The sequence below is a fragment of the Spirulina sp. CS-785/01 genome, from assembly GCF_028330525.1.
Classification (GTDB): domain Bacteria; phylum Cyanobacteriota; class Cyanobacteriia; order Cyanobacteriales; family Spirulinaceae; genus JAQMSD01.
In genome coordinates, this window is sequence record NZ_JAQMSD010000320.1 from 1 (window position 1) to 19,687 (window position 19,687).

A 19,687-nucleotide genomic window follows, 5' to 3' on the forward strand; every position below is an offset into this window, starting at 1 on the left:
ATGAAAATAGTGCCGTTTTGATCAAACGGATTGCTATTGAGTCAGTTGCGGTGGGCAGTCGTAACTCTAAAACGCTTCCTTCCTTGAAACTAATTCTGGGATGAGAAGAATCCCGCGTCTTTCAGCGCGGGAGATGTCAAAGGCTTTACTATTCAGTAAACTACAAATTGATTGGAGAACCTCTTCAATCGCAAATTCGGACTGGTCTAATTGGAGATTTCCGGCTTCAATTTTAGAAAAATCGAGAATATCATTAATAATGACCAATAACGTATCACCACTCTCTTGGATGGTTTGTAAATAATCTCTTTGTTCTGCATTGAGGGAAGTTTGTAATAAGACTTCAATCATCCCTAATACTCCATTCATGGGGGTGCGAATTTCGTGACTCATGTTGGCTAAAAACTCGCTTTTGGCTTTTGCTGCGGCCTCGGCTGCTTCTTTGGCCTCAGAAAGTGCGATCGCTGCCTTTCTTTGTTCTGTAATATCTCGCTGTACCCCAAAATGTCCGGTAATTCTCCCCTGTTTATCGTAGAGGCAAATATAATCCCCTTCCACCCACATTTGTGACCCATCTAGTCTTCTTTCATCAGTATTAATTTTCCAACGACCCCGATCAAATAATCCCTGCCATATTTGACGACCTAAACCAATATCGTGGGCAAAAAAATCTTTGGGTCTAAAGCCTAAAAAATTACTCGCTTTTGCCCTATATTGATCCAGCATCGCTTGATTAATTTTAGTCACTCTTTGATGTTCAAAAATATAATCTAATGCCGCTTCTTTATTAATGCCATCATGCCATTCAATTGGTTCATCTAACATCATAAAGAAAAACCCTTCTAAGGAATTATTAAAAAATAAATCTAATTGTTTTTTATTTTCTTTCAAAACTCGTTCAACCTCCATTCGTTCCGTAATATCTTTCATGACTCCAATCACGCAGTTTTCACCTTCGATAGCGAAAACCGTAGCAGACATGGACACCATTTTTCGGTTTTGAGACTGGGTATTAATGACCACTTCAAAATCTTCAATTTTTCCTTCTTGTTGAAGATTTGATCTACTCAAGATAAAAAACGAAGTGCGGCGGTGATGCTTTATCTTGGCAGACCAACAGAGACTGCGATCGCTGCACTTTCCGCCATCTTAACAAATCTCTCTATAGCCTAGAAACACAAAAGCAAGGAAGGACAAGGGATTTTGGTCAACTCTCCCAACCCTACCAGAATAGCTGACAGCCCGTGAGCCACGCAGATTTATCCCGTGGATGAAAACCCACTCAACGGTATAATACGCTTGCTCTCTGTTGACACCATCCATCGAGTTAATGTTCACCCCCTCACCCAGACCAATTGCCATTGACTTATTTGCCGGGGCCGGCGGCTTTTCTCTCGGTATTGAACAAGCGGGGTTTGATGTGGTGTTGGCCGTAGAAAAAGACCCAGTTCATGGGGCCGTCCATCAGTTTAATTTTACCCAGACGGTGGTTCTCTGTGCAGATGCGGGGGAATTGACCGGAGAAGACATTTGGCAAGGGATCAAACAAAACCTTCCCCACGCAGAGACGTTAGATTTAATTGTCGGTGGCCCCCCTTGTCAGGGGTTTTCGAGTATGGGGAAGCGAGAAGAAACCGACACCCGCAATGGGTTAGTGTTTGAATTTAGTCGTCTCGTCTGCGAATTACAACCCCGTTATTTTGTCATGGAGAATGTACCGGGGTTACAACAGGGAGACGCTTTACAAGTCTTGCAGCGTGTCCAACAGGAGTTAGAGGCGGGAGGATACCAAATTACCACCCCTGTGCAGATTTTAAACGCCAAAGGGTTTGGTGTTCCCCAGGAACGAAAACGCTTGTTTTTATTGGGGAGTCGGCAGGGAGAATCCCCCTTAGTTTATCCGCCCATGGGAGAACAGGAAACCCCGACTGTTAAAGCAGCGATCGCAGACTTACCCAACCTAGACGAGTTTAGCGAATTAGCCGACCGTGACGCACTGCGTTTATCGTCCCTCCAGTTACACCAGTTAGAAACTCAAGCCAGTGAATATGTGCAAAAATTGCGTCACGGAAATTTAGATCAAAACAATTACGCTTATCCTCGCCAATGGGACCCCTCTCTCCTCACCGGGTTACGCCAAACCCACCACCAACCCGCCATCCGCACCCGCTTTCAAAACACCCCCCCAGGAAAAAAAGAAGCCATTAGTCGTTTACCCCGTTTAAGCTGGGAGGGATATTGTCCCACCTTACGGGCTGGAACAAACAGCGATCGCGGCAGTCATACCTCCCCAAGACCCCTCCACCCCCAATTTAACCGCGTCATCGGAGTCCGAGAAGCCGCCCGTTTACATTCCTTCCCCGACTGGTTTCGCTTGCACGTCACCAAATGGCATGGGTTTCGCCAAGTGGGAAATGCAGTCCCCCCGTTATTAGCCAGGGCCATTGGTCAACAGGTGATGAAAGCATTAGGGAAACCCCCCAGCAAGCCCACTCACCCCGTATCATTAGGCCCTGTGGAATTACTCCAGTTTACCCATACCCAAGCCGTCCGGTATTGGCAAAACCAGTAAGGGGTATGCAAATCAGTGAAAGACACTTGCTCCCCCTTGCCCAAGGTGGGAGAGGGGGTTGGGGGGTGAGGGCGACTCCCAACTGCACTTTCTAGGAATGAGGCTGCAAAATTTGCTACATTATACGGGTGATTCCATCAATGAGGTCATAGAAAAATTATGGCGAAACTCGAAGTGAAACGGCTCTTTCAAGCTGCTCAAGCCAACCCAACCCTCAAAGAAAATTTAAACACGGCCCCTGATCCCGAAACCTTTGTTCAAAGGGCGCAGGAATTAGGCTACGATTTCACCATTGAAGAATGGCGCGAAATGACCGGGTTTTCCGTAGAAGAATTTGAAACGGAAATTTCTGAGATTCCGGGAATTTAACTCCCCTGCCCATAGACAGGACTTTGGCATTGGGAGAGTGTGAAGAGAAACTACACTGGACTGTCTGAGGGAGTGATGCACCAAAACATCTCTCTATGCTGTCAGTATCATGTCCTGCTGAGGAGAAAGAGCTTCAACTTCGTGTAAGCGACGGAGGGCGTTTTCTAAGTTTTGCGTTAGTTGCTTCGAGGAAGATTTGGGGGTTTTGAGGTTATACTGAGATACCGCCAAAGGCTGACCAATCGCAACTTGCACATCGGTCCCCCACTGGGGATAGGGATCAGAATAGTGAATACTAATGGGAACAATTTTTACTACTTCATCGGGGAGTTTGGCTTGTGCTTGTAATGCGATCGCAGCTACTCCTCGTTTTAACGGTTCAACCTTGGGCTGACGATAAATATTCCCCTCCGGGAAAATCGTGATCATTTCCCCATCACAGAGTAACTCTACACTATGATGTACAGTCTCTAAGCGTAATTTTTGGGAATCCACCGGAAATCCCCCTAAACGACGGATAAACCAACCTTGTAACCCAGTCATCTCGTTGGCAGATACCATAAAGCGTAAATAACGGCCCGTGACTAATTTCCCCGCAGCATAGGGCATCACTAACCCATCCCAGCGTGAACGGTGGGTGGGGGCTAAAATGACGGGCCCAGTGGGAGGCAGGTTTTCTTGCCCTGTCACCGTAATCTTGCCAAAATAGGTGGGGAGAACCACACAGGCCCCCAAAGGATAGGCTAAACGAGCTAACCAAGGTGAGATTTGAGAGGTGATCGACGAGGGATTGGAGCGAACTTGAGATTGAACCATTGCTGCTGTTTGTTCGATGTTTGGGTGTTTCTTAGTTTCACCTTATCGAGTCTCAGTTTCCCTGTCTTCTCTCTCCAGGACAGTTATACCATTGTCTATGGTCGGAGGATAAGTATAAGGATGGATACATTGTTCTATTCCCTTTCCTCTGCAAACCCTGATGACTGTTTACTACTACCAGGGGAGTGGACAAAAGAGAAACTGTCACAAGGCTACCCGTCACAAGACCACAAGTAGGGGCAATTCCCCAATTGCCCTGACTCAATCCAATTCAGGACTCCCATGACTGATATTGAGGGGTTTCTTGTAACGTTAAGATAAATAAAGAACTGAATCCAATTACACTGAATTTATATGGTTTCTACGTTACCCACTGCCCATCCTACGGATTTATCTCAAATTCGCCTAGAGATTCGCAACTTACAAAATCAACTGGTGGCCTGGCGCAGACAGTTGCACCAACACCCGGAATTGGGGTTTAAAGAGGAGTTAACCGCCGACTTTATCGCCCAAAAGCTACGAGACTGGGGGGTGAGTCATGAGACGGGGATGGCAAAAACGGGGATTGTTGCAACCATTGAGGGGAGACAACCGGGCCCTGTGTTGGCTATTCGGGCCGATATGGATGCTTTACCTATTCAGGAGAAGAATGACGTTCCCTATAAGTCCCGGCATGAGGGGAAAATGCACGCTTGTGGCCATGATGGGCATACTGCGATCGCGCTCGGAACAACCTATTATCTCTCCCAACATCCCTACTTCTCCGGGACAGTAAAAATGATTTTTCAACCCGCCGAAGAAGGGCCCGGAGGTGCAAAACCGATGATCGAAGCGGGGGTGTTACAAAATCCTGATGTGGATGCCATCATTGGTCTGCATATTTGGAACAATTTGCCCTTGGGCCAAGTGGGAGTCCGAGAAGGGGCTTTAATGGCCGCTGTGGAATGTTTTCGCTGTACAGTATCGGGTAAAGGGGGCCATGGGGCCATGCCAGATCAAACCATTGATGCAGTGGTGGTAAGTTCCCAAATTGTTAATGCCCTACAAACCATTGTTGCCCGCAATGTGAACCCCCTCGATGCCGCAGTGGTGACAGTGGGCGAATTACACGCCGGGACTGCATTAAATGTGATTGCGGGAACAGCTAAAATGAGTGGCACGGTGCGCTATTTTAACCCCCAATTAGATGGCTATATTGCCCAGCGTGTAGAGGATACCATTAAAAACGTCTGTCAAATGCACGGGGCAACCTATGACCTCGATTACTGGAAACTTTACCCCCCCGTGATTAATAATGCCAAAATTGCTGATGTAGTGCGGTCTGTGGCGGCGGATGTAGTGGAAACCCCTGCCGGAGTCGTCCCCAACTGTCAAACCATGGGGGGTGAGGATATGTCCTTTTTCTTGCAGGAAGTACCGGGCTGCTACTTTTTCTTAGGTTCGGCCAATGAGAAAAAAGGGTTAAACTATCCCCATCACCATCCCCGCTTTAATTTTGATGAGAGTGTGTTATCTATGGGGGTTGAGCTTTTTGTCCGTTGTGTAGAAAAGTTTTTGGGTAATCGGTAATTGGTAATTGGTAATTGGAGATGGGGGAGATAGAGGAGATGGGGGAGATAGAGGAGATGGGGGAGAACAAAGAACCAAGAACAAACAACATTACTGTTTACTGTTTACTGTTTACTGTTTACTGTTTACTGTTTACTGTTCCCTGTTCCCTATTCCACAAAGAACAAACAACAAAGAACAAAATAATGATTGCTAAACGGTTAATTCTGAAGAAGTTTCTTAAACAAAAAGCGAAAAATGATGATGAAGATTGGCTCAATTATTTTTATAATCAGCCGGGTAGCGCACCGGGAACATTAGAAATTGAAGCGGATGCTTTACCGCCACAAATTTCTTTGATTGATTATAACCTAGAACGGGCAGTTCGGGATGAAGATTTAGCCCCCCCGCAATGTCGGCAGTATTTAGAAACCAATTCTGTGTCTTGGGTGGATGTTTCGGGGTTGGGAAATGCGTCAGTGTTACAAAAAATTGGTGATGTTTTTGATTTACACCCTTTGGTGTTAGAAGATATTTTCCAAATCCCTCAACGGCCCAAAGTTGAACCCTATGCGGATCAATTGGTGATTATCACACAAATGGTAATGTTAAAGGATACAGAGGAAGGGTTTCGTATTGAACAAGTGAGTATTGTGTTGGGGGAACATTATGTGCTTTCAGTGCAAGAGGAGTCTCATTGGGATTGTTTTGATCCAGTGCGCGATCGCATCCAATATAACAAAGGTTCAATCCGCCAACATAAAGCAGATTATCTCGCTTACGCTCTTTGGGATGCCATCATTGACGGCTATTTCCCCGTTTTAGAAGACTATGGGGAACGCATAGAAGCCTTAGAAAATGAAGTCATTTCTAATCCCAATAATGCCACCTTAAAAAAGATCTACCAAATCCGCCGAGAATTGCTCGCTTTGCGTCGTTCCATCTGGCCGCAACGGGATGCCATTAATGTCCTATTACGAGGGGAAAGTAAGTTAATTAGTCCTGAAGTTTTACGCTATTTTCGAGACTGTTACGATCATATCATCCAAATCATTGATGTAATCGAAACCTATCGAGAATTAACCTCTGGATTAATGGATGTTTACCTCACGGCAGTGAGTAACCGTATGAATGAAATCATGAAAGTTCTCACCATTATTTCCACCATTTTCATCCCTCTCACCTTCATTGTAGGAGTGTATGGCATGAACTTCAATCCAGAGGTTTCCCCGTGGAATATGCCCGCTTTAAACTGGTATTGGGGGTATCCTGTCGTTTGGTTGATTATGTTAACTATTGCCGGAAGTTTAGTCGTATTCTTTTGGCGAAAAGGATGGTTTGAAAATATGTCTGGATCAGATTAAGTAATTTGTGAATCTTGCCAAAATGATCGATAATGGAAAAGATAGAGAACAGACTGATCTTGTGGGTAATGACTTTTATTCATTCTGATTTTTGGCATACTTGGATTGATCGACTTTGTACATTCTTGTTTATTTGTACAGTGATTTGGGCGTTTTGGTTTGCGTCTCGTATGAAATAACCCCTTATCTCCTGCTTACCATGGATGAAACAGCCTGTCCTGCTCACGAGTTGCTGCACCAACACCAGCAACAAATTGCTCAACTTCAAGCTCAATTGGAAGCGGAACGAGAAGAACGGCAATTAATTGCTCAACAGTTAGCGTCGTCAGAATTGCAATTACGGGGGATTTTAGCGACAATTCCGGATATTGTGTTCACCCTGGAACTGCAAGGGGAACAAATTCACCAAATTGATATTGCACCCACCCATCTACATAATTTACCCCCAGAGAAAACGTCTTGGCTCGATCGCACGATCGCAGCTTTTTTTGACCCCAACACCGCACCCCACTGGGTAAAAACAGTCCAACAAGTCCTCCTGCACCAACAACCCACCGATCTCGATTACCGTTTAACCATCGGCAAACAGTCGGTGTGGTTCTCGGCTCGCATTTCCCCCCTCAATGAACAGCGTGTAATCTGGGTAGCACGGGATATTAGCGATCGCCAGCATCAAGCAGAAGCCCTACAACTCATTGTCGAAGGCACAACCGCTAAAACGGGACAAGCCTTTTTTCGCGCTTGTGTGCGTTCCCTAGCGGAAATCCTCCAAATGCAATACGCCATCATCACCGAGTTTACCACCCCAGAGCGCACCCGCCTCCGTTCCCTCGCCTATTGGACAGGAGACAGTTGGACTGCTCCCATCGAATACAATATTGCCAATACCCCCTGCGCGGAAGTCCTCCAAGGAGAAACCTGTCAATATCTCCATCATGTCCAACAAAAATTTCCCCAAGATGAAGACCTGAAAATCATGGGAGTGGAGAGTTATGTGGGCATTCCCCTCTTTAACTCCACCGGAACAATTGTCGGTCATTTAGCGGTCCTGGACACCCAACCCCTACAACCCAAACAAAATTATGAGCAAATTCTGCAAATTTTCGCCGCCAGGGCCGGGGCCGAACTGGAACGCAAACAAGCGGAAGACGCATTACAAGCCAGTGAACAAAAATATCGCACCCTAGTCCAAACCGCCAACTGTATTATCCTCCGTTGGACGCACCAAGGCATCATTACCTTCATCAATCAATTTGGCTTAGACTTCTTCGGCTATACCGACTTGGTGGGCCAAAATGTCATCGGCACAATTCTCCCCGAAACGGACTCCTCTGGGCAAAATTTGGCCTCGCTGTTACCGCAAATGTTCCAACATCCTGACCCCTTTTTACGCTACGAAAACGAGAATATGCGCTCTAATGGCCAACGGGTTTGGGTAAATTGGGCCAACCAATTAATCGTTGATGAGACCGGACAAAACTTAGAAATACTCTCCGTTGGCACGGATATCACCGATCGCAAACAGGCCGAAGGAATCCTTGCTCAAAAAAATAGCGAACTAGAACAAGCCCGTCAAGCCGCAGAAACCGCCAACCGCGCCAAAAGCCAATTTTTGGCCAATATGAGCCATGAACTTCGCACCCCCCTCAATGCAATTCTCGGATTTGCCCAACTCATGACCCGTCAGGGGTCGCTCAATGCCAGTCAACGCAATAACCTCACCATTATTCAAAATAGCGGCGAACATCTCTTAAAACTCATTAACGAAGTGCTGGATATGTCGAAAATTGAGGCCGGCCACGTCCAGCTTAACCCCCACTGTTTTGATCTCCTCCATTTATTGCACAGCCTAGAGGATATGTTTCGCTTGCGGGCCACAGACAAACAGATTCAACTCACGGTGACGGCCACGGCCCAGGTCCCCCAAACCATTAATGCTGATGAAGGGAAACTCCGCCAAGTCCTCATGAATTTACTGAGTAATGCCATTAAATTCACCCCCCAAGGTGTTGTTACTCTCTCTGTTACGGCCTCTCCGGGGGAGTCTCCCTCGGAAACCCATCTCCAGATTGCGGTTGAAGATACGGGCCTCGGTATTGCCCCCCAAGAGTTAGAGACGATTTTTCAAGCCTTTGTACAAACGGATAGCGGCCAACAGACTGATGAGGGGACGGGGTTAGGTTTGCCCATTTGCCAACGGTTTGTCCAATTGATGGGTGGGGAGTTACGGGTGGAAAGTACCCTGGGGGTGGGGAGTCGGTTTTATTTCTCCCTTCCGGTGGAGGTGGTGGCCCCTGGGGAAAGTAAAAGTCCCTCTCCCCAAGACTCTTTGATCGTCGGTTTAACCCCAGGACAACCGGATTATCGGATTTTGGTGGTGGAAGATCGCTGGGAAAGTCGCCAGTTTTTGGTGCAGTTGTTGACCAGTATTGGGTTTCAGGTGCGGGAGGCCAAAAATGGACAAGAGGCCATTGAGCAATGGCAAGATTGGAACCCCCATTTAATTTGGATGGATATGCGAATGCCCCAGGTGAATGGCTATGAGGCCACTCAGCATATTAAAGCCCATCTGAAAGGACAAGCCACGGTGATTATTGCCCTGACGGCCAGTGCGTTGGAGGCGGAAAAATCGGTGATTCTCTCGGCAGGATGTGATGATTTCGTGCGTAAACCTTTTCGAGAGGCTACCATTTTGAATAAACTGGCGGAACATTTGGGGGTTCAATATTGTTATGAGTCGAGTGATTTATTAAGGGAGATTCCTGTGTCGGCGATGTCTGAGGCCGAGTTGGCTCAACGGTTGTCGAGTCTTTCCCTAGAGTGGTTACAACAGTTACAACAGGCCAGTAAACTGGCTGATGAGGAGTTAATTCGCCAATTACTCACGCAACTGCCGTCTGAGGAGGTTGCGATCGCGCAAACCATCGAACAACTTCTCGAAAATTTCCAATATAGTACCCTGTTAAAACTCCTCTCAGAAAACATCCAGAAGTTGTCTTAGACCAGAAAAACCAACTCCCCAAAATCTCCCTTTTTCCTGAGCTTCAAACCCTGTTACAACTAGACAACAACCAATGTCTCTTGTCATCTTCTTTTACCATCATTATGTCCGATACTTATAAGGGTGATATCTTAATTGTTGATGATACCCCAGAAAATTTAAGATTCCTCTCCAAAACCTTATCAGAACAACATTACAAGGTGCGTAGTGTCACTGATGGAACCATGGCGTTAACTGTTGCTCAGTCTGCTCCCTTAGACCTCATTCTACTCGATATCAAAATGCCGGAAATGAATGGTTATGAGGTGTGTGAACGACTGAAAGCCATGGAAGTTACGCAAGATATTCCGGTCATTTTTCTTAGTGCTTTAGACGATCAACTAGATAAAGTAAAAGCCTTTCAAGTTGGGGGCATTGATTATATCACTAAACCCTTTCAACTCGAAGAAGTCTTAGCCCGAATTCAAACCCATATTGCCTTAAAAATGGCCACTCAGCAGATTCTAGCATTGAATACCGACTTAGAACAACGGGTTAAACAAAGAACATTACAGCTTGAAAAAGAAATTGCGGAGCGTCAAATAGCGCAAGAAAAACTCCTGCACATGGCTTTACATGATGCCTTGACAGAATTACCGAATCGAACCTTATTTATGAAACGTTTAGCTCAAGTCTTGGATCATGCTAAAAAAAATCAAGATTATACCTTTTCGGTAATGCTTCTCGATTGTGATCACTTTAAAGTTGTCAATGACTCTTTAGGGCATTTAGTTGGGGATCAACTTTTAATTGCGGTTGCCCGTCGCATTGAAGGTTGTTTGGGCCCAAGCAGTATGTTAGCTAGACTAGGGGGGGATGAGTTTACTATCTTACTCGAAGAAGATACAAAAACCGGGCAAAAAGCCATTCAAGTAGCCAAGCGTATCCAGTCGGAATTAACCTATCCGTTTCAGTTAGGATGTCAGGAAAACTTTACGAATGTTAGTGTTGGGGTAGTTTTAGGGGATAGAAATTATGAAAAACCGGAACATTTATTAAGGGATGCTGATGCAGCGATGTATCAGGCAAAAGCTCAAGGTAAAGCCTGTTTTAAAATTTTTGATAGTGCCATGCACCATCATGCGGTGACTCGTCTGCAAATGGAAACGGACTTGAGACGGGCGATTGAGCGAAAAGAGTTTCAAGTTTATTATCAGCCCATTATAGACTTACAAACGGAGAAAGTTGTGGGCTGTGAAGCCTTGGTCCGTTGGCCGCATCCCACGTTAAATTTACTCAATCCTAATGTTTTTTTACCAACGGCAGAAGAAGCCGGATTAATTGATAAAATTGATATTTTAGTCTTACAAAAAGCCTGTTCACAAATTAAGCAATGGCAAACCCAAAATGTCATAAGTGAAGTTTTCTTTGTTTCTACTAATTTGTCGGCCCAAAATTTCTTACATCCTGATTTAGTCCAAACTATTGAAAATATTTTATGTGTTACAGGAGTTAAAGGGCATTGCTTGAAATTAGAGATTACAGAAAATACAATCATGAAAAATGCTCAAGTTGCTAATGCTATTTTAGCACAACTCAAGACTCAAGATATTATTATTAGTATTGATGACTTTGGAACGGGCTATTCATCTCTGAGTTATTTGAATAATTTTCCGGTTGATAGTCTTAAAATTGATCGCTCTTTTGTGACAGAAATTAATGATCTTTCAACGGAATATAGTAATCTCAAAATTACCCAGACCATTATTGCTTTAGCAGAACATTTACATCTCAGTACCGTTGCAGAAGGAATTGAAACCAGAGAGCAATTAAAAAAGTTACAACAGTTGGGTTGCAATTATGGTCAAGGGTTTTATTTTTCTCACCCTTTAACGGCTGAAAAAATGTTACAGTTTCTTGGGTGACAGACCCAATATTGCTGTGTAGGTGGGGTTTCACTCCGTTACACCCAACCTACAATCAAATGCTTGATTGTTAATTCTTGAATTGATTCGCGGCCAGTTACTGGGGTATTCGGTGGTCGCAGTGGGGGAAGTCCCAGAAAGGTTAAAATATGCCAAAAGTTGGAGAGAAGACCATGACCGATTCTAAAAAAACTGCGATCGCAGCGTTAATCTTAGCAGGAGGAAAAAGCAGCCGCATGGGGCAAGATAAAGCCCTGATCCCTTGGGAAGGAATCCCCCTCTTAAAACGAGTCACAGACACCGCAAAAACCTGTTGTCAGTCCGTCTATCTTCTCACCCCTTGGCCCGAAAAATATCAGGATATTCTAGACCCCAATATCAACACTTTAACCGAAAATCCCACCGGACAAGGCTCACTGGTAGCCTTTTCCCAAGGACTCGAAAAAATAGCCCAAAATCAAACCCTAGACTGGGTATTCTTATTAGCCTGTGATTTACCCCAACTCGATATAACAATCTTACAACAATGGCAAGACAAACTCTCCCAACTCCCTCCCGAAATCTTAGCCGTTGTCCCCCAACAAACCGTTTCCCCCAAGGATAGTTACTGGGAAGGACTCTGTGCCTTTTATCGACCCACAATCCTCTCGCTTTTGAAAAAGTATATTCAAAACGGAGGACGCTCATTTCAAAAATTTCTAGATAGTCTTCCCGTACATCCGTTAGTCGTCACTCCAGAAACCGAAGCTATGCTCTTTAATTGTAATACCCCTAAAGATTTAAAATAATACCTTGTAAGAATCCAGCTACCAGTTATTAGCCATCAACTTAAACCCCCCTTTGTTATCAAGAAAAAAGGGGCTTAATTTAATACGTTAAACTCCTTCAAAGCTGGAATAAAATTTTTATTTTCGTGACTCGGACGACTGAGCTTAATAATAGCAAACCGTTGCGCCGGAGTTAAACGTTTCCAGTGATGTAACTCCAAATTCACCCCCATCTCTCGCGCTTTTTGTTGCACCGTTTCCGGAATGTGCGCAGCATTCAACCAAGGGGGATTTTCCTCCACCGGAAGCTCTGACGCAGGTTTCCCCGTATGTTCTGTCACTAATTGTTGTAAATAATCATGATACTGTTTCGCCTCCGCATCCGTTGCACAAGGCATTTCAACAAGAGTTTGACGTTCCGCTTGGGTTAACTGATGCCAATGATTCAACTTTAACTTAACCCCACAAGTATCCAACTTCATCCGAACCTGCATCGGAATACAACGCAAAGACTCAACAAAATCTTGTTCAAATTGGAAAAAGGACATAATTTTTGTGGGTTGTTAGTTATTTGTGGTTTGTTTCGATTCGACTTGCTGCTTTGTGTCTCTTGTGTCTTTTAAGTCTTTGTGGTTCACCAATTATCCATTCTCATGGCGTTCATAGGCATCGACAATTTTCTGAACCAGAGGGTGGCGAATTACATCGGCAGCAGAGAGCAAACAAAAAGCAATTCCATCCACATTCTTTAAAATGCGTTGGGCCACCACTAAACCCGAATCAAAATTTTTAGGTAAATCCGTTTGAGTAATATCCCCCGTCACCACCATCCGAGACTTTGCCCCTAAACGAGTCAACACCATTTTAAGCTGGGCCGGAGTAGTATTCTGGGCTTCATCCACAATCACAAACGCATTATTTAACGTCCGGCCCCGCATATAGGCCAGAGGGGCCACCTCAATTTTTCCCCGTTCCAATAAATCGGGGATTTTTTCGGGGTCAATAAACTCATAAAGAGAATCATACAGGGGACGTAAAAAGGGATTGACCTTTTGTTGTAAATCACCAGGGAGAAACCCTAATTTCTCCCCCGCTTCCACCGCAGGACGGGTGAGGATAATGCGATCGCACTCATCCCGTAACAACGTTTGCACCGCTAAAACCGCCGCCAAAAACGTCTTTCCCGTCCCCGCCGGGCCAATCCCAAAGGTGACATCGTGGGTCTGAATCGCCTTCACATACTGCCGTTGGCGAAACGTTTTCGCCCGCACCACCTCTCCCCGTCGAGTTGTGGCCAACACATTGCGATGGAGGTCTTGAAACTCGTCCGTGCGTCCCGTATCCACCGCCTGAAACGCTGTCATAATATCCGGTGAAGTCACCGCCTTCCCTTCTCCCCAGAACGACTTGAGCGACTTAATCACCTTTAAACACCGTTCAACCGCATTATCCGTCCCCGACAACAGCAAAGTTTGCCCTCGTAACACGAGGGTGACACCAGTACGACGGGACAAGAGTTCGAGGTTTTCTTCCCTAGCTCCCGCTAACGCAATGGCACTGTCTTGGGTTGGTAATTCGAGGGTTTCCGAGGCCACAACTTTACTGAGATCACTAATGCAACTTGCTTCAGATAGACGGATTCAGATAAACGGATTCAGATAGACTTATTCAGACGGTTTCCGTCGTAAAGACGGACGGGGAGTGGGGTCAGAGGAACGGGAACTCCCAGAGCGAGGCCGACGATTGACCTTACGGGTGCGCTTCGTCTTCTGTCGGTGATGATCCTGTTTCTCCTGGGAGTGGCCTTGTGCGCCAAAAATCTCCAAACGAACCGACTGTCCTGCCGCGATCGCCGCCGCTTCCAGAACAGTCCGCACCGCCTCAATATTCCGTCCCCCTCGACCAAACACTCGTCCCTGTTCAGTCCCCTTAAACGCCAAGCGAATCAACACACGCTGATTCCCCTTCGAGGTTTCACTATCAATACTCAACGAATCCGGTTCATCTAAGAGAGGCTGAACCAAAAAACGAACCAACTCTTCATAATTCGGACGAGTTTTCTCTAGGGCGTTCACATTAGGCATTCTTCATTAGGCATTCGTCACTTGTTCAAACACTTGCGCCTTTCTGAGAATATCGCGCACTGTATCGCTCGGCTGTGCGCCATCCTTCAATCGCTTCACCAAACCCGGCACATTTAACTTAGTCTCATCGGTCCGAGGGTTGTAATAGCCCAACTCCTCCAGAGGACGGCCATCCCGACGGGCTTTGTTATCAATGGCTACAATCCGATAACTCGCGGTTCTTTTTTTCCCGTAACGTTTTAATCGCAGTCTGATCATCGTAGTTACAAAACGTCTCCTAAAAATAGTCCTTTTTGATTGTACGAGTTTTTTGTAACAATTGGGAATGAGGAAGCAGGCAGACTTGACCAATATCCCCCCCATCCACCCCAACTCCCCACTCCCCACTCCCCATCCTCTAACCAGGGACGGATATCTCCCAATCTGACCGAACTCATGCCCCTCCAAACCTCTGTTATCCTAATCATTAAAACCAGATTAAAGAAATTATTTAAGTTTCTAGATATTTCTGTAACCACTAGCGCGAGGAGAGTGTTGCCTAATGGCTGCGACTGACTTTAAAGACTATTACTCCATCTTAGGGGTGAGTAAATCAGCAAGTGCGGACGAAATTAAAAAAGCCTTCCGCAAACTCGCCCTGAAATATCACCCTGACCGGAATCCGGGGGATAAGCAAGCCGAAACCCGCTTTAAGGAAGTCAGCGAAGCCTACGAAGTCTTGTCCGATCCGGAAAAACGCAAGAAATACGACCAATTTGGACAATACTGGAAACAAGTTGGCACGCAACCCGGTGGGGGAGGCGGTCACGGACGCACCAATGTGGATTTTGGTGGCTTTGATTTTGGTCAATATGGCAGTTTTGAGGAATTTATTAACGACCTCCTCGGTGGGTTAGGGGGAGGTGGGGCAAGAACCCGCAGCTATCGCACCTCTACGGGGTCAAGAAGCGGCTTTCGGACTCCTAGGGGGGGATATAGTAACTTTACCGAACAACCCGCCTCTGTGGACCGAGAAGCCACCATTCGTCTTACTTTTTCCGAAGCCTTCCGAGGGGTACAAAAACGCCTCAATTTAGGCAATGAAGTGATTGATGTGCGGATTCCAGCCGGGGCAAAACCGGGGAGTCGCATCCGCGTGCGAGGGAAAGGCAGTCTAGACCCCTTTACCCGACAACGGGGAGATTTATATTTAAATGTTGATCTGACCCCCCACAAGTTCTTTGAGTTTGACGGGGAAAATCTGGTTTGTGAGTTGCCCATTGCCCCGGATGAAGCGGTTTTAGGGGCTTCTGTGGATGTTCCTACCCCGGATGGGATGGTGACGATGAAAATTCCGGCTGGTATTCGTTCCGGGCAAACGATGCGGTTACGGGGGAAAGGTTGGGTGAACCCGAAAGGGGGCCGGACGGATCAGTTGGTGAGAATTGCGATCGCAACCCCCAAAACCCCCTCCTCCACCGAACGAGAACTCTACGAAAAAATCCGCAGCAGTCGCACCCAAAGTCCCCGCAGTCATCTGCAAAACGTCAGTTTGTAGGCCCATCTTTCCCCCTCCCCAACCACACAGCACCTCTGATCAACAACCCCACCAAGAGGCAGAAAATCAGAGGTGCATTTTCAGGACTTACTCAACCGTAGAAAGACAAAAACTATTCCGCCGTAGCGAATTCGGTACTCCCCCGACTCCGACGACGAGTAAGACTATTAAACAACATTTGTCCAATGGCCTTAATCAAATTCCCTTCTAACTCTTGGAATAACTCCATATTTTGATGAAATGCTCCATTGGCCTCCTCAACAATGGCCTCCGCTTGAGCGTGATCAATGGGTAAACCATCCATCGCTTGACGATACTGATTCTTAAAGGCTTTCTCATCGGGAATCTCAGGGAACTCATAAAAATTCGTTCCTTCCCCCTCAGACAAATTCATGCCCCGTTGCGCAATTTTCTTGAGAATTTGTCCACCGGACAAATCTCCAATGTAACGAGTATAAAGATGCGCCAACAGTAGCTCAGGCTGCTCTTGCGCCACCTGATGAATCCGATTTACATACTTTTCCCCTGCCGGAGACAGTTCTACTTCCTCCCGCCAATTGGGGCCATAGTAATAAGCCAAATCTTGCTCTAAACTTTGCTTGCGATTGAGTTCAGGAAAATACATCGGCGCAAGAACCGGATGCTCTTTCAAGCGTTCGAGTTCTTCTTCCATGGCCGAATAGACAAAATAAAAATTACCTGTGAGTTTCCGGTAAGAGTTCTTCTCGACCGTTCCCTTCAAGAAGCACTTAATGAAACCCATGTTTTCTGCCATGGTGTGAGACTTTTTTGTCCCTTCCTTTAGCATCGTAGATAAATTGACACTCATTTTAAAATTCCTTAACTCTAATTAACTTTTTTTACGTTACGCAACAGCCTAGTTTGCTAGATTAAACTGATTTGCTGAGAAATTGTATTAAGAATTTTTACAAGCCCGGTACGGTGAACCCCCTAGGAGGAGTCAGGATTCATGCCCCTAACCCCCACTTTGCCCGGAAATCCCAGAGAATCAGATGAAATCTGAGGGAATCTAGCGTTAATATAGAAATGTAAACAAGCCGCATTTTGACCAACCTAGTCGCTCCACAGCAAATACAACAGCAAATCTGAATTAAATCTGAATTAAATCAGTGAGGAGGTAAGACGTGGATCGAGAAAGCCATCGCAGTCAAGACTTTTTCGGAGATCAAGAAGTGAGTAACCAACTTTGGGAATATGTGCAGAATCTCAGCCCAGAAACCATTGCCCAACTGTCTCGGCCTCAGTCTCCCGAAGTCTTTAGCGTCATGGAGCGAAATATTATCGGCCTATTGGGGACCCTTTCCGGAGAACATTTTGATGTCACCATCCACACCAGTCGAGAACATTTAGGCCGCTTGTTAGCGTCAGCAATTATGAGTGGTTATTTCCTCCGCAATGCTGAACAACGCATGAACTTTGAAACCACCCTAGATGGGATCGAGAGTGAATCCTTCGAGGAATAAAACACCGTTAACTTCCCCCCATTCCTCCACCTCCCCGGTAGATAATCCTATACTGCCGGATTTACCCGTGGGGGAAATGCGCAGCACTCTCCAGGACTGGTATCAGCAACAGGGCCGAAAGTTACCGTGGCGAAATCATCCCCACCCCTATCCCATCTGGGTGTCGGAGATTATGCTTCAGCAAACCCAAGTCAAAACGGTGATTCCCTATTATTATCGCTGGTTAGAGGCATTCCCCACTGTAGAAAAGTTAGCCCAAGCGGATCAGCAACAGGTTTTAAAGGTTTGGGAGGGATTGGGGTATTATGCCCGTGGCCGCAACCTTCACAAAGCGGCCCAAAAAATTATGCAAGATTTTGGCGGCCAGTTTCCCGACACCTTAGCGAAAGTGTTAACGTTGCCGGGGATTGGCCGGACGACTGCGGGGGGGATTCTCAGTGCGGCCTTTAATCAACCTGTGTCGATTTTAGACGGGAATGTGAAACGGGTGTTAGCGCGGTTAACGGCCTTATCTGTGCCTCCTCGTCAAGCGGTTTCGCAACTTTGGCAACTCTCGGATCGTCTTCTCGACCCAGAACAGCCCAGAGACTATAATCAAGCCATTATGGACTTAGGGGCAACAATTTGCACACCCAAAAATCCCGCTTGTCTTCTTTGTCCGTGGCAACAGTATTGTCAAGCCTATCATCAAGGTATTCAAACCCAAATTCCTATGCGAGAAACTAAAGCCCCCCTTCCCCATAAAAATATCGGTGTTGCGGTCATTCGCAATGCAGAGGATGAGATTTTAATTGATCGGCGTTTAGATGAAGGATTACTCGGTGGTTTGTGGGAGTTTCCGGGGGGGAAGATTGAAGAAAATGAGACGATCGAGGATTGTATTAAGCGAGAGATACAAGAGGAGTTGGGCATTGCGATCGCAGTTGAAGATCATCTCATTACCCTCGATCATGCTTATACCCATTTTCGCGTCACCCTCAATGTGTACAACTGTCGTCACCTAGAGGGAAAACCCCAAGCAATAGAATGCCAAGAAATTCGCTGGGTTAGTCTCGAAGAAATCGATCAATTCCCCTTCCCCAAAGCCAATAGTCAAATTATCGACGCTTTACGAAAGGCTCAAACCTAGTTCTGGACTTGACCTGAATCCACTCAACATTCTACGCTTTGCTAAATTTGACTAGCATTGCGTTTGTGAAATTTTATTCAATGCCTCTATAAACACAAGAGAGAGGTACAGGAGTTAACGGGATTACCGACTGCTCCTATTGGAGAGCTTCAAGAGATAGATTTACCTGATCATTTAAATACATTAAACAATCCTAGTAATTTATAAATTAAATTAATATTTAGGCGATGCTCAAACAATTTTTAACTTTAACGGGTTTGTCAGTTTTATTAAGTTGTAGTGTAATCTGTCCTGCTTCCTTAGCCCAAACCCAAGCAGAATCCGCATTACCCGAAGATCAGCAACGGTTAGAAGCCAATAAACAACGCTTACTAGACACTCGAAGTTGTGAAGGGTGTGACTTGCGGACAGTGGACTTAGAAGGGCGGAATTTAGAACGGGCCACTCTCACCAGTAGCACCCTCGAAGATGGGAATTTAATGTTTGTCAATCTCAGTTATGCCCATTTACGGGGGGCAATTTTCCGCAATAGTGATTTAAGACAGGCGAATTTACAAGGGGTGGAGTTAACGGGGGGGATTTTATCTCAAGCTAACTTGCAACAGGCTATTTTAATGGCCGGGGAGTTACAGGGGGCGAATTTTGAGCAAGCACAGTTAGATGAGGCGATGTTATTAGAGACGAATTTAACTCGTGCAAATTTTACCCGTGCGTCTCTGTCGGGGGCAAGTTTACAAGGGGCAAATTTAGAAGAAGCGGATTTAACTTGGGCGAATTTGCAAAATGCCAGTTTACAGGGGGCCAATTTAACGGGGGCAAATTTATACAATGCAGATTTACGCAATACGGACTTAACGGGGGCAACATTAGCGTTTTTGGATTTGCGGAAAGTGTTGCTACAGGGGGCTGATTTAACCGATGCTAATTTATGTAATACGGTGATGCCGGATGGTACAGTATCTCAAGAAGGGTGTGAGCTAGGGGCGACAGCCCCGCGCTCTATCCGACAGGGTGAGCGTCGGGAAGGATAGCCCGACAATTTGAGGATTCGATGTCCGAAAATTGTCAATCAGGAGTATTCTGTTTCTCGACATAAGATTTTAGTTGGGAAA

18 protein-coding genes are annotated in these 19,687 nt (G+C 45.9%); 11 read left to right on the top strand and 7 right to left on the bottom strand.

Going from position 1 to position 19,687, the window contains the following annotated elements; translation table 11 throughout:
• Nucleotides 1-66: 66 nt before the first annotated feature.
• Entirely contained in the window at nt 67-1,071 is a 1,005-nt protein-coding gene (locus tag PN462_RS21300; RefSeq protein WP_272130860.1) for a histidine kinase dimerization/phospho-acceptor domain-containing protein, read from the bottom strand.
• Between the two features lie 259 nt (nt 1,072-1,330).
• Here PN462_RS21300 and PN462_RS21305 point away from each other — a divergent pair, with 259 nt between their 5' ends.
• Entirely contained in the window at nt 1,331-2,572 is a 1,242-nt protein-coding gene (locus tag PN462_RS21305) for a DNA cytosine methyltransferase (RefSeq protein ID WP_272130861.1), read from the top strand.
• A gap of 159 nt (nt 2,573-2,731) precedes the next feature.
• Nucleotides 2,732-2,941 (top strand): Nif11-like leader peptide family natural product precursor, encoded by a 210-nt coding sequence (locus tag PN462_RS21310; RefSeq protein WP_272130862.1) that lies wholly within the window; start codon nt 2,732-2,734, stop codon nt 2,939-2,941.
• Nucleotides 2,942-3,034: 93 nt separating this feature from the next.
• Here PN462_RS21310 and PN462_RS21315 read toward each other — a convergent pair whose 3' ends face one another.
• Entirely contained in the window at nt 3,035-3,757 is a 723-nt protein-coding gene (locus PN462_RS21315) for a lysophospholipid acyltransferase family protein (RefSeq protein WP_272130863.1), read from the bottom strand.
• 354 nt (nt 3,758-4,111) lie between these two features.
• Between PN462_RS21315 and PN462_RS21320 the strand changes: the two genes are divergently transcribed.
• The 5 genes from PN462_RS21320 to PN462_RS21340 all read left to right on the top strand — a co-directional run bounded on the left by PN462_RS21320 (nt 4,112) and on the right by PN462_RS21340 (nt 12,362).
• On the top strand, nt 4,112-5,326 hold the full coding sequence (locus PN462_RS21320) for a M20 metallopeptidase family protein (protein WP_272130864.1): 1,215 nt from the start codon (nt 4,112-4,114) through the stop codon (nt 5,324-5,326).
• 185 nt (nt 5,327-5,511) lie between these two features.
• Nucleotides 5,512-6,669 carry a magnesium/cobalt transporter CorA gene (gene corA / locus PN462_RS21325; RefSeq protein WP_272130865.1) on the top strand — a complete coding sequence of 386 codons (1,158 nt, stop codon included), beginning with the start codon at nt 5,512-5,514 and terminating at the stop codon, nt 6,667-6,669.
• 199 nt (nt 6,670-6,868) lie between these two features.
• A complete protein-coding gene (locus PN462_RS21330) occupies nt 6,869-9,670 on the top strand; it encodes an ATP-binding protein (protein WP_272130866.1) in 2,802 nt (933 codons plus the stop codon).
• A 104-nt stretch (nt 9,671-9,774) separates the two neighbouring features.
• Complete coding sequence (locus tag PN462_RS21335; protein WP_272130867.1) at nt 9,775-11,574, top strand: EAL domain-containing response regulator; 1,800 nt, start codon at nt 9,775-9,777, stop codon at nt 11,572-11,574.
• Between the two features lie 173 nt (nt 11,575-11,747).
• A complete protein-coding gene (locus tag PN462_RS21340) occupies nt 11,748-12,362 on the top strand; it encodes a molybdenum cofactor guanylyltransferase (RefSeq protein ID WP_272130868.1) in 615 nt (204 codons plus the stop codon).
• Nucleotides 12,363-12,436: 74 nt separating this feature from the next.
• On the opposite strand, the gene PN462_RS21345 is transcribed toward PN462_RS21340, so the two are convergent.
• The 4 genes from PN462_RS21345 to rpsP form a co-directional block, all read right to left on the bottom strand.
• Complete coding sequence (locus tag PN462_RS21345; RefSeq protein ID WP_443029250.1) at nt 12,437-12,892, bottom strand: nitrate reductase associated protein; 456 nt, start codon at nt 12,890-12,892, stop codon at nt 12,437-12,439.
• A 90-nt stretch (nt 12,893-12,982) separates the two neighbouring features.
• A complete protein-coding gene (locus tag PN462_RS21350) occupies nt 12,983-13,936 on the bottom strand; it encodes a PhoH family protein (protein ID WP_272130870.1) in 954 nt (317 codons plus the stop codon).
• Between the two features lie 69 nt (nt 13,937-14,005).
• Nucleotides 14,006-14,425: a KH domain-containing protein gene (locus tag PN462_RS21355; RefSeq protein ID WP_272130871.1), complete on the bottom strand. Its 420-nt coding sequence runs from the start codon at nt 14,423-14,425 to the stop codon at nt 14,006-14,008.
• A 6-nt stretch (nt 14,426-14,431) separates the two neighbouring features.
• Complete coding sequence (gene rpsP, locus PN462_RS21360; RefSeq protein WP_272130872.1) at nt 14,432-14,683, bottom strand: 30S ribosomal protein S16; 252 nt, start codon at nt 14,681-14,683, stop codon at nt 14,432-14,434.
• A gap of 283 nt (nt 14,684-14,966) precedes the next feature.
• Here rpsP and PN462_RS21365 point away from each other — a divergent pair, with 283 nt between their 5' ends.
• Complete coding sequence (locus tag PN462_RS21365; protein ID WP_272130873.1) at nt 14,967-15,962, top strand: DnaJ C-terminal domain-containing protein; 996 nt, start codon at nt 14,967-14,969, stop codon at nt 15,960-15,962.
• Nucleotides 15,963-16,074: 112 nt separating this feature from the next.
• On the opposite strand, the gene PN462_RS21370 is transcribed toward PN462_RS21365, so the two are convergent.
• Nucleotides 16,075-16,791, bottom strand: a complete 717-nt coding sequence (locus PN462_RS21370) for a biliverdin-producing heme oxygenase (RefSeq protein WP_272130874.1) — start codon at nt 16,789-16,791, stop codon at nt 16,075-16,077.
• Nucleotides 16,792-17,107: 316 nt separating this feature from the next.
• Here PN462_RS21370 and PN462_RS21375 point away from each other — a divergent pair, with 316 nt between their 5' ends.
• The 3 genes from PN462_RS21375 to PN462_RS21385 all read left to right on the top strand — a co-directional run bounded on the left by PN462_RS21375 (nt 17,108) and on the right by PN462_RS21385 (nt 19,606).
• A complete protein-coding gene (locus PN462_RS21375; protein ID WP_272130875.1) occupies nt 17,108-17,446 on the top strand; it encodes a DUF760 domain-containing protein in 339 nt (112 codons plus the stop codon).
• Nucleotides 17,447-17,522: 76 nt separating this feature from the next.
• Nucleotides 17,523-18,575 (top strand): A/G-specific adenine glycosylase, encoded by a 1,053-nt coding sequence (gene mutY / locus PN462_RS21380; protein WP_443029251.1) that lies wholly within the window; start codon nt 17,523-17,525, stop codon nt 18,573-18,575.
• Between the two features lie 227 nt (nt 18,576-18,802).
• Nucleotides 18,803-19,606 (top strand): pentapeptide repeat-containing protein, encoded by an 804-nt coding sequence (locus PN462_RS21385; protein WP_272130877.1) that lies wholly within the window; start codon nt 18,803-18,805, stop codon nt 19,604-19,606.
• Nucleotides 19,607-19,687: the final 81 nt, after the last annotated feature.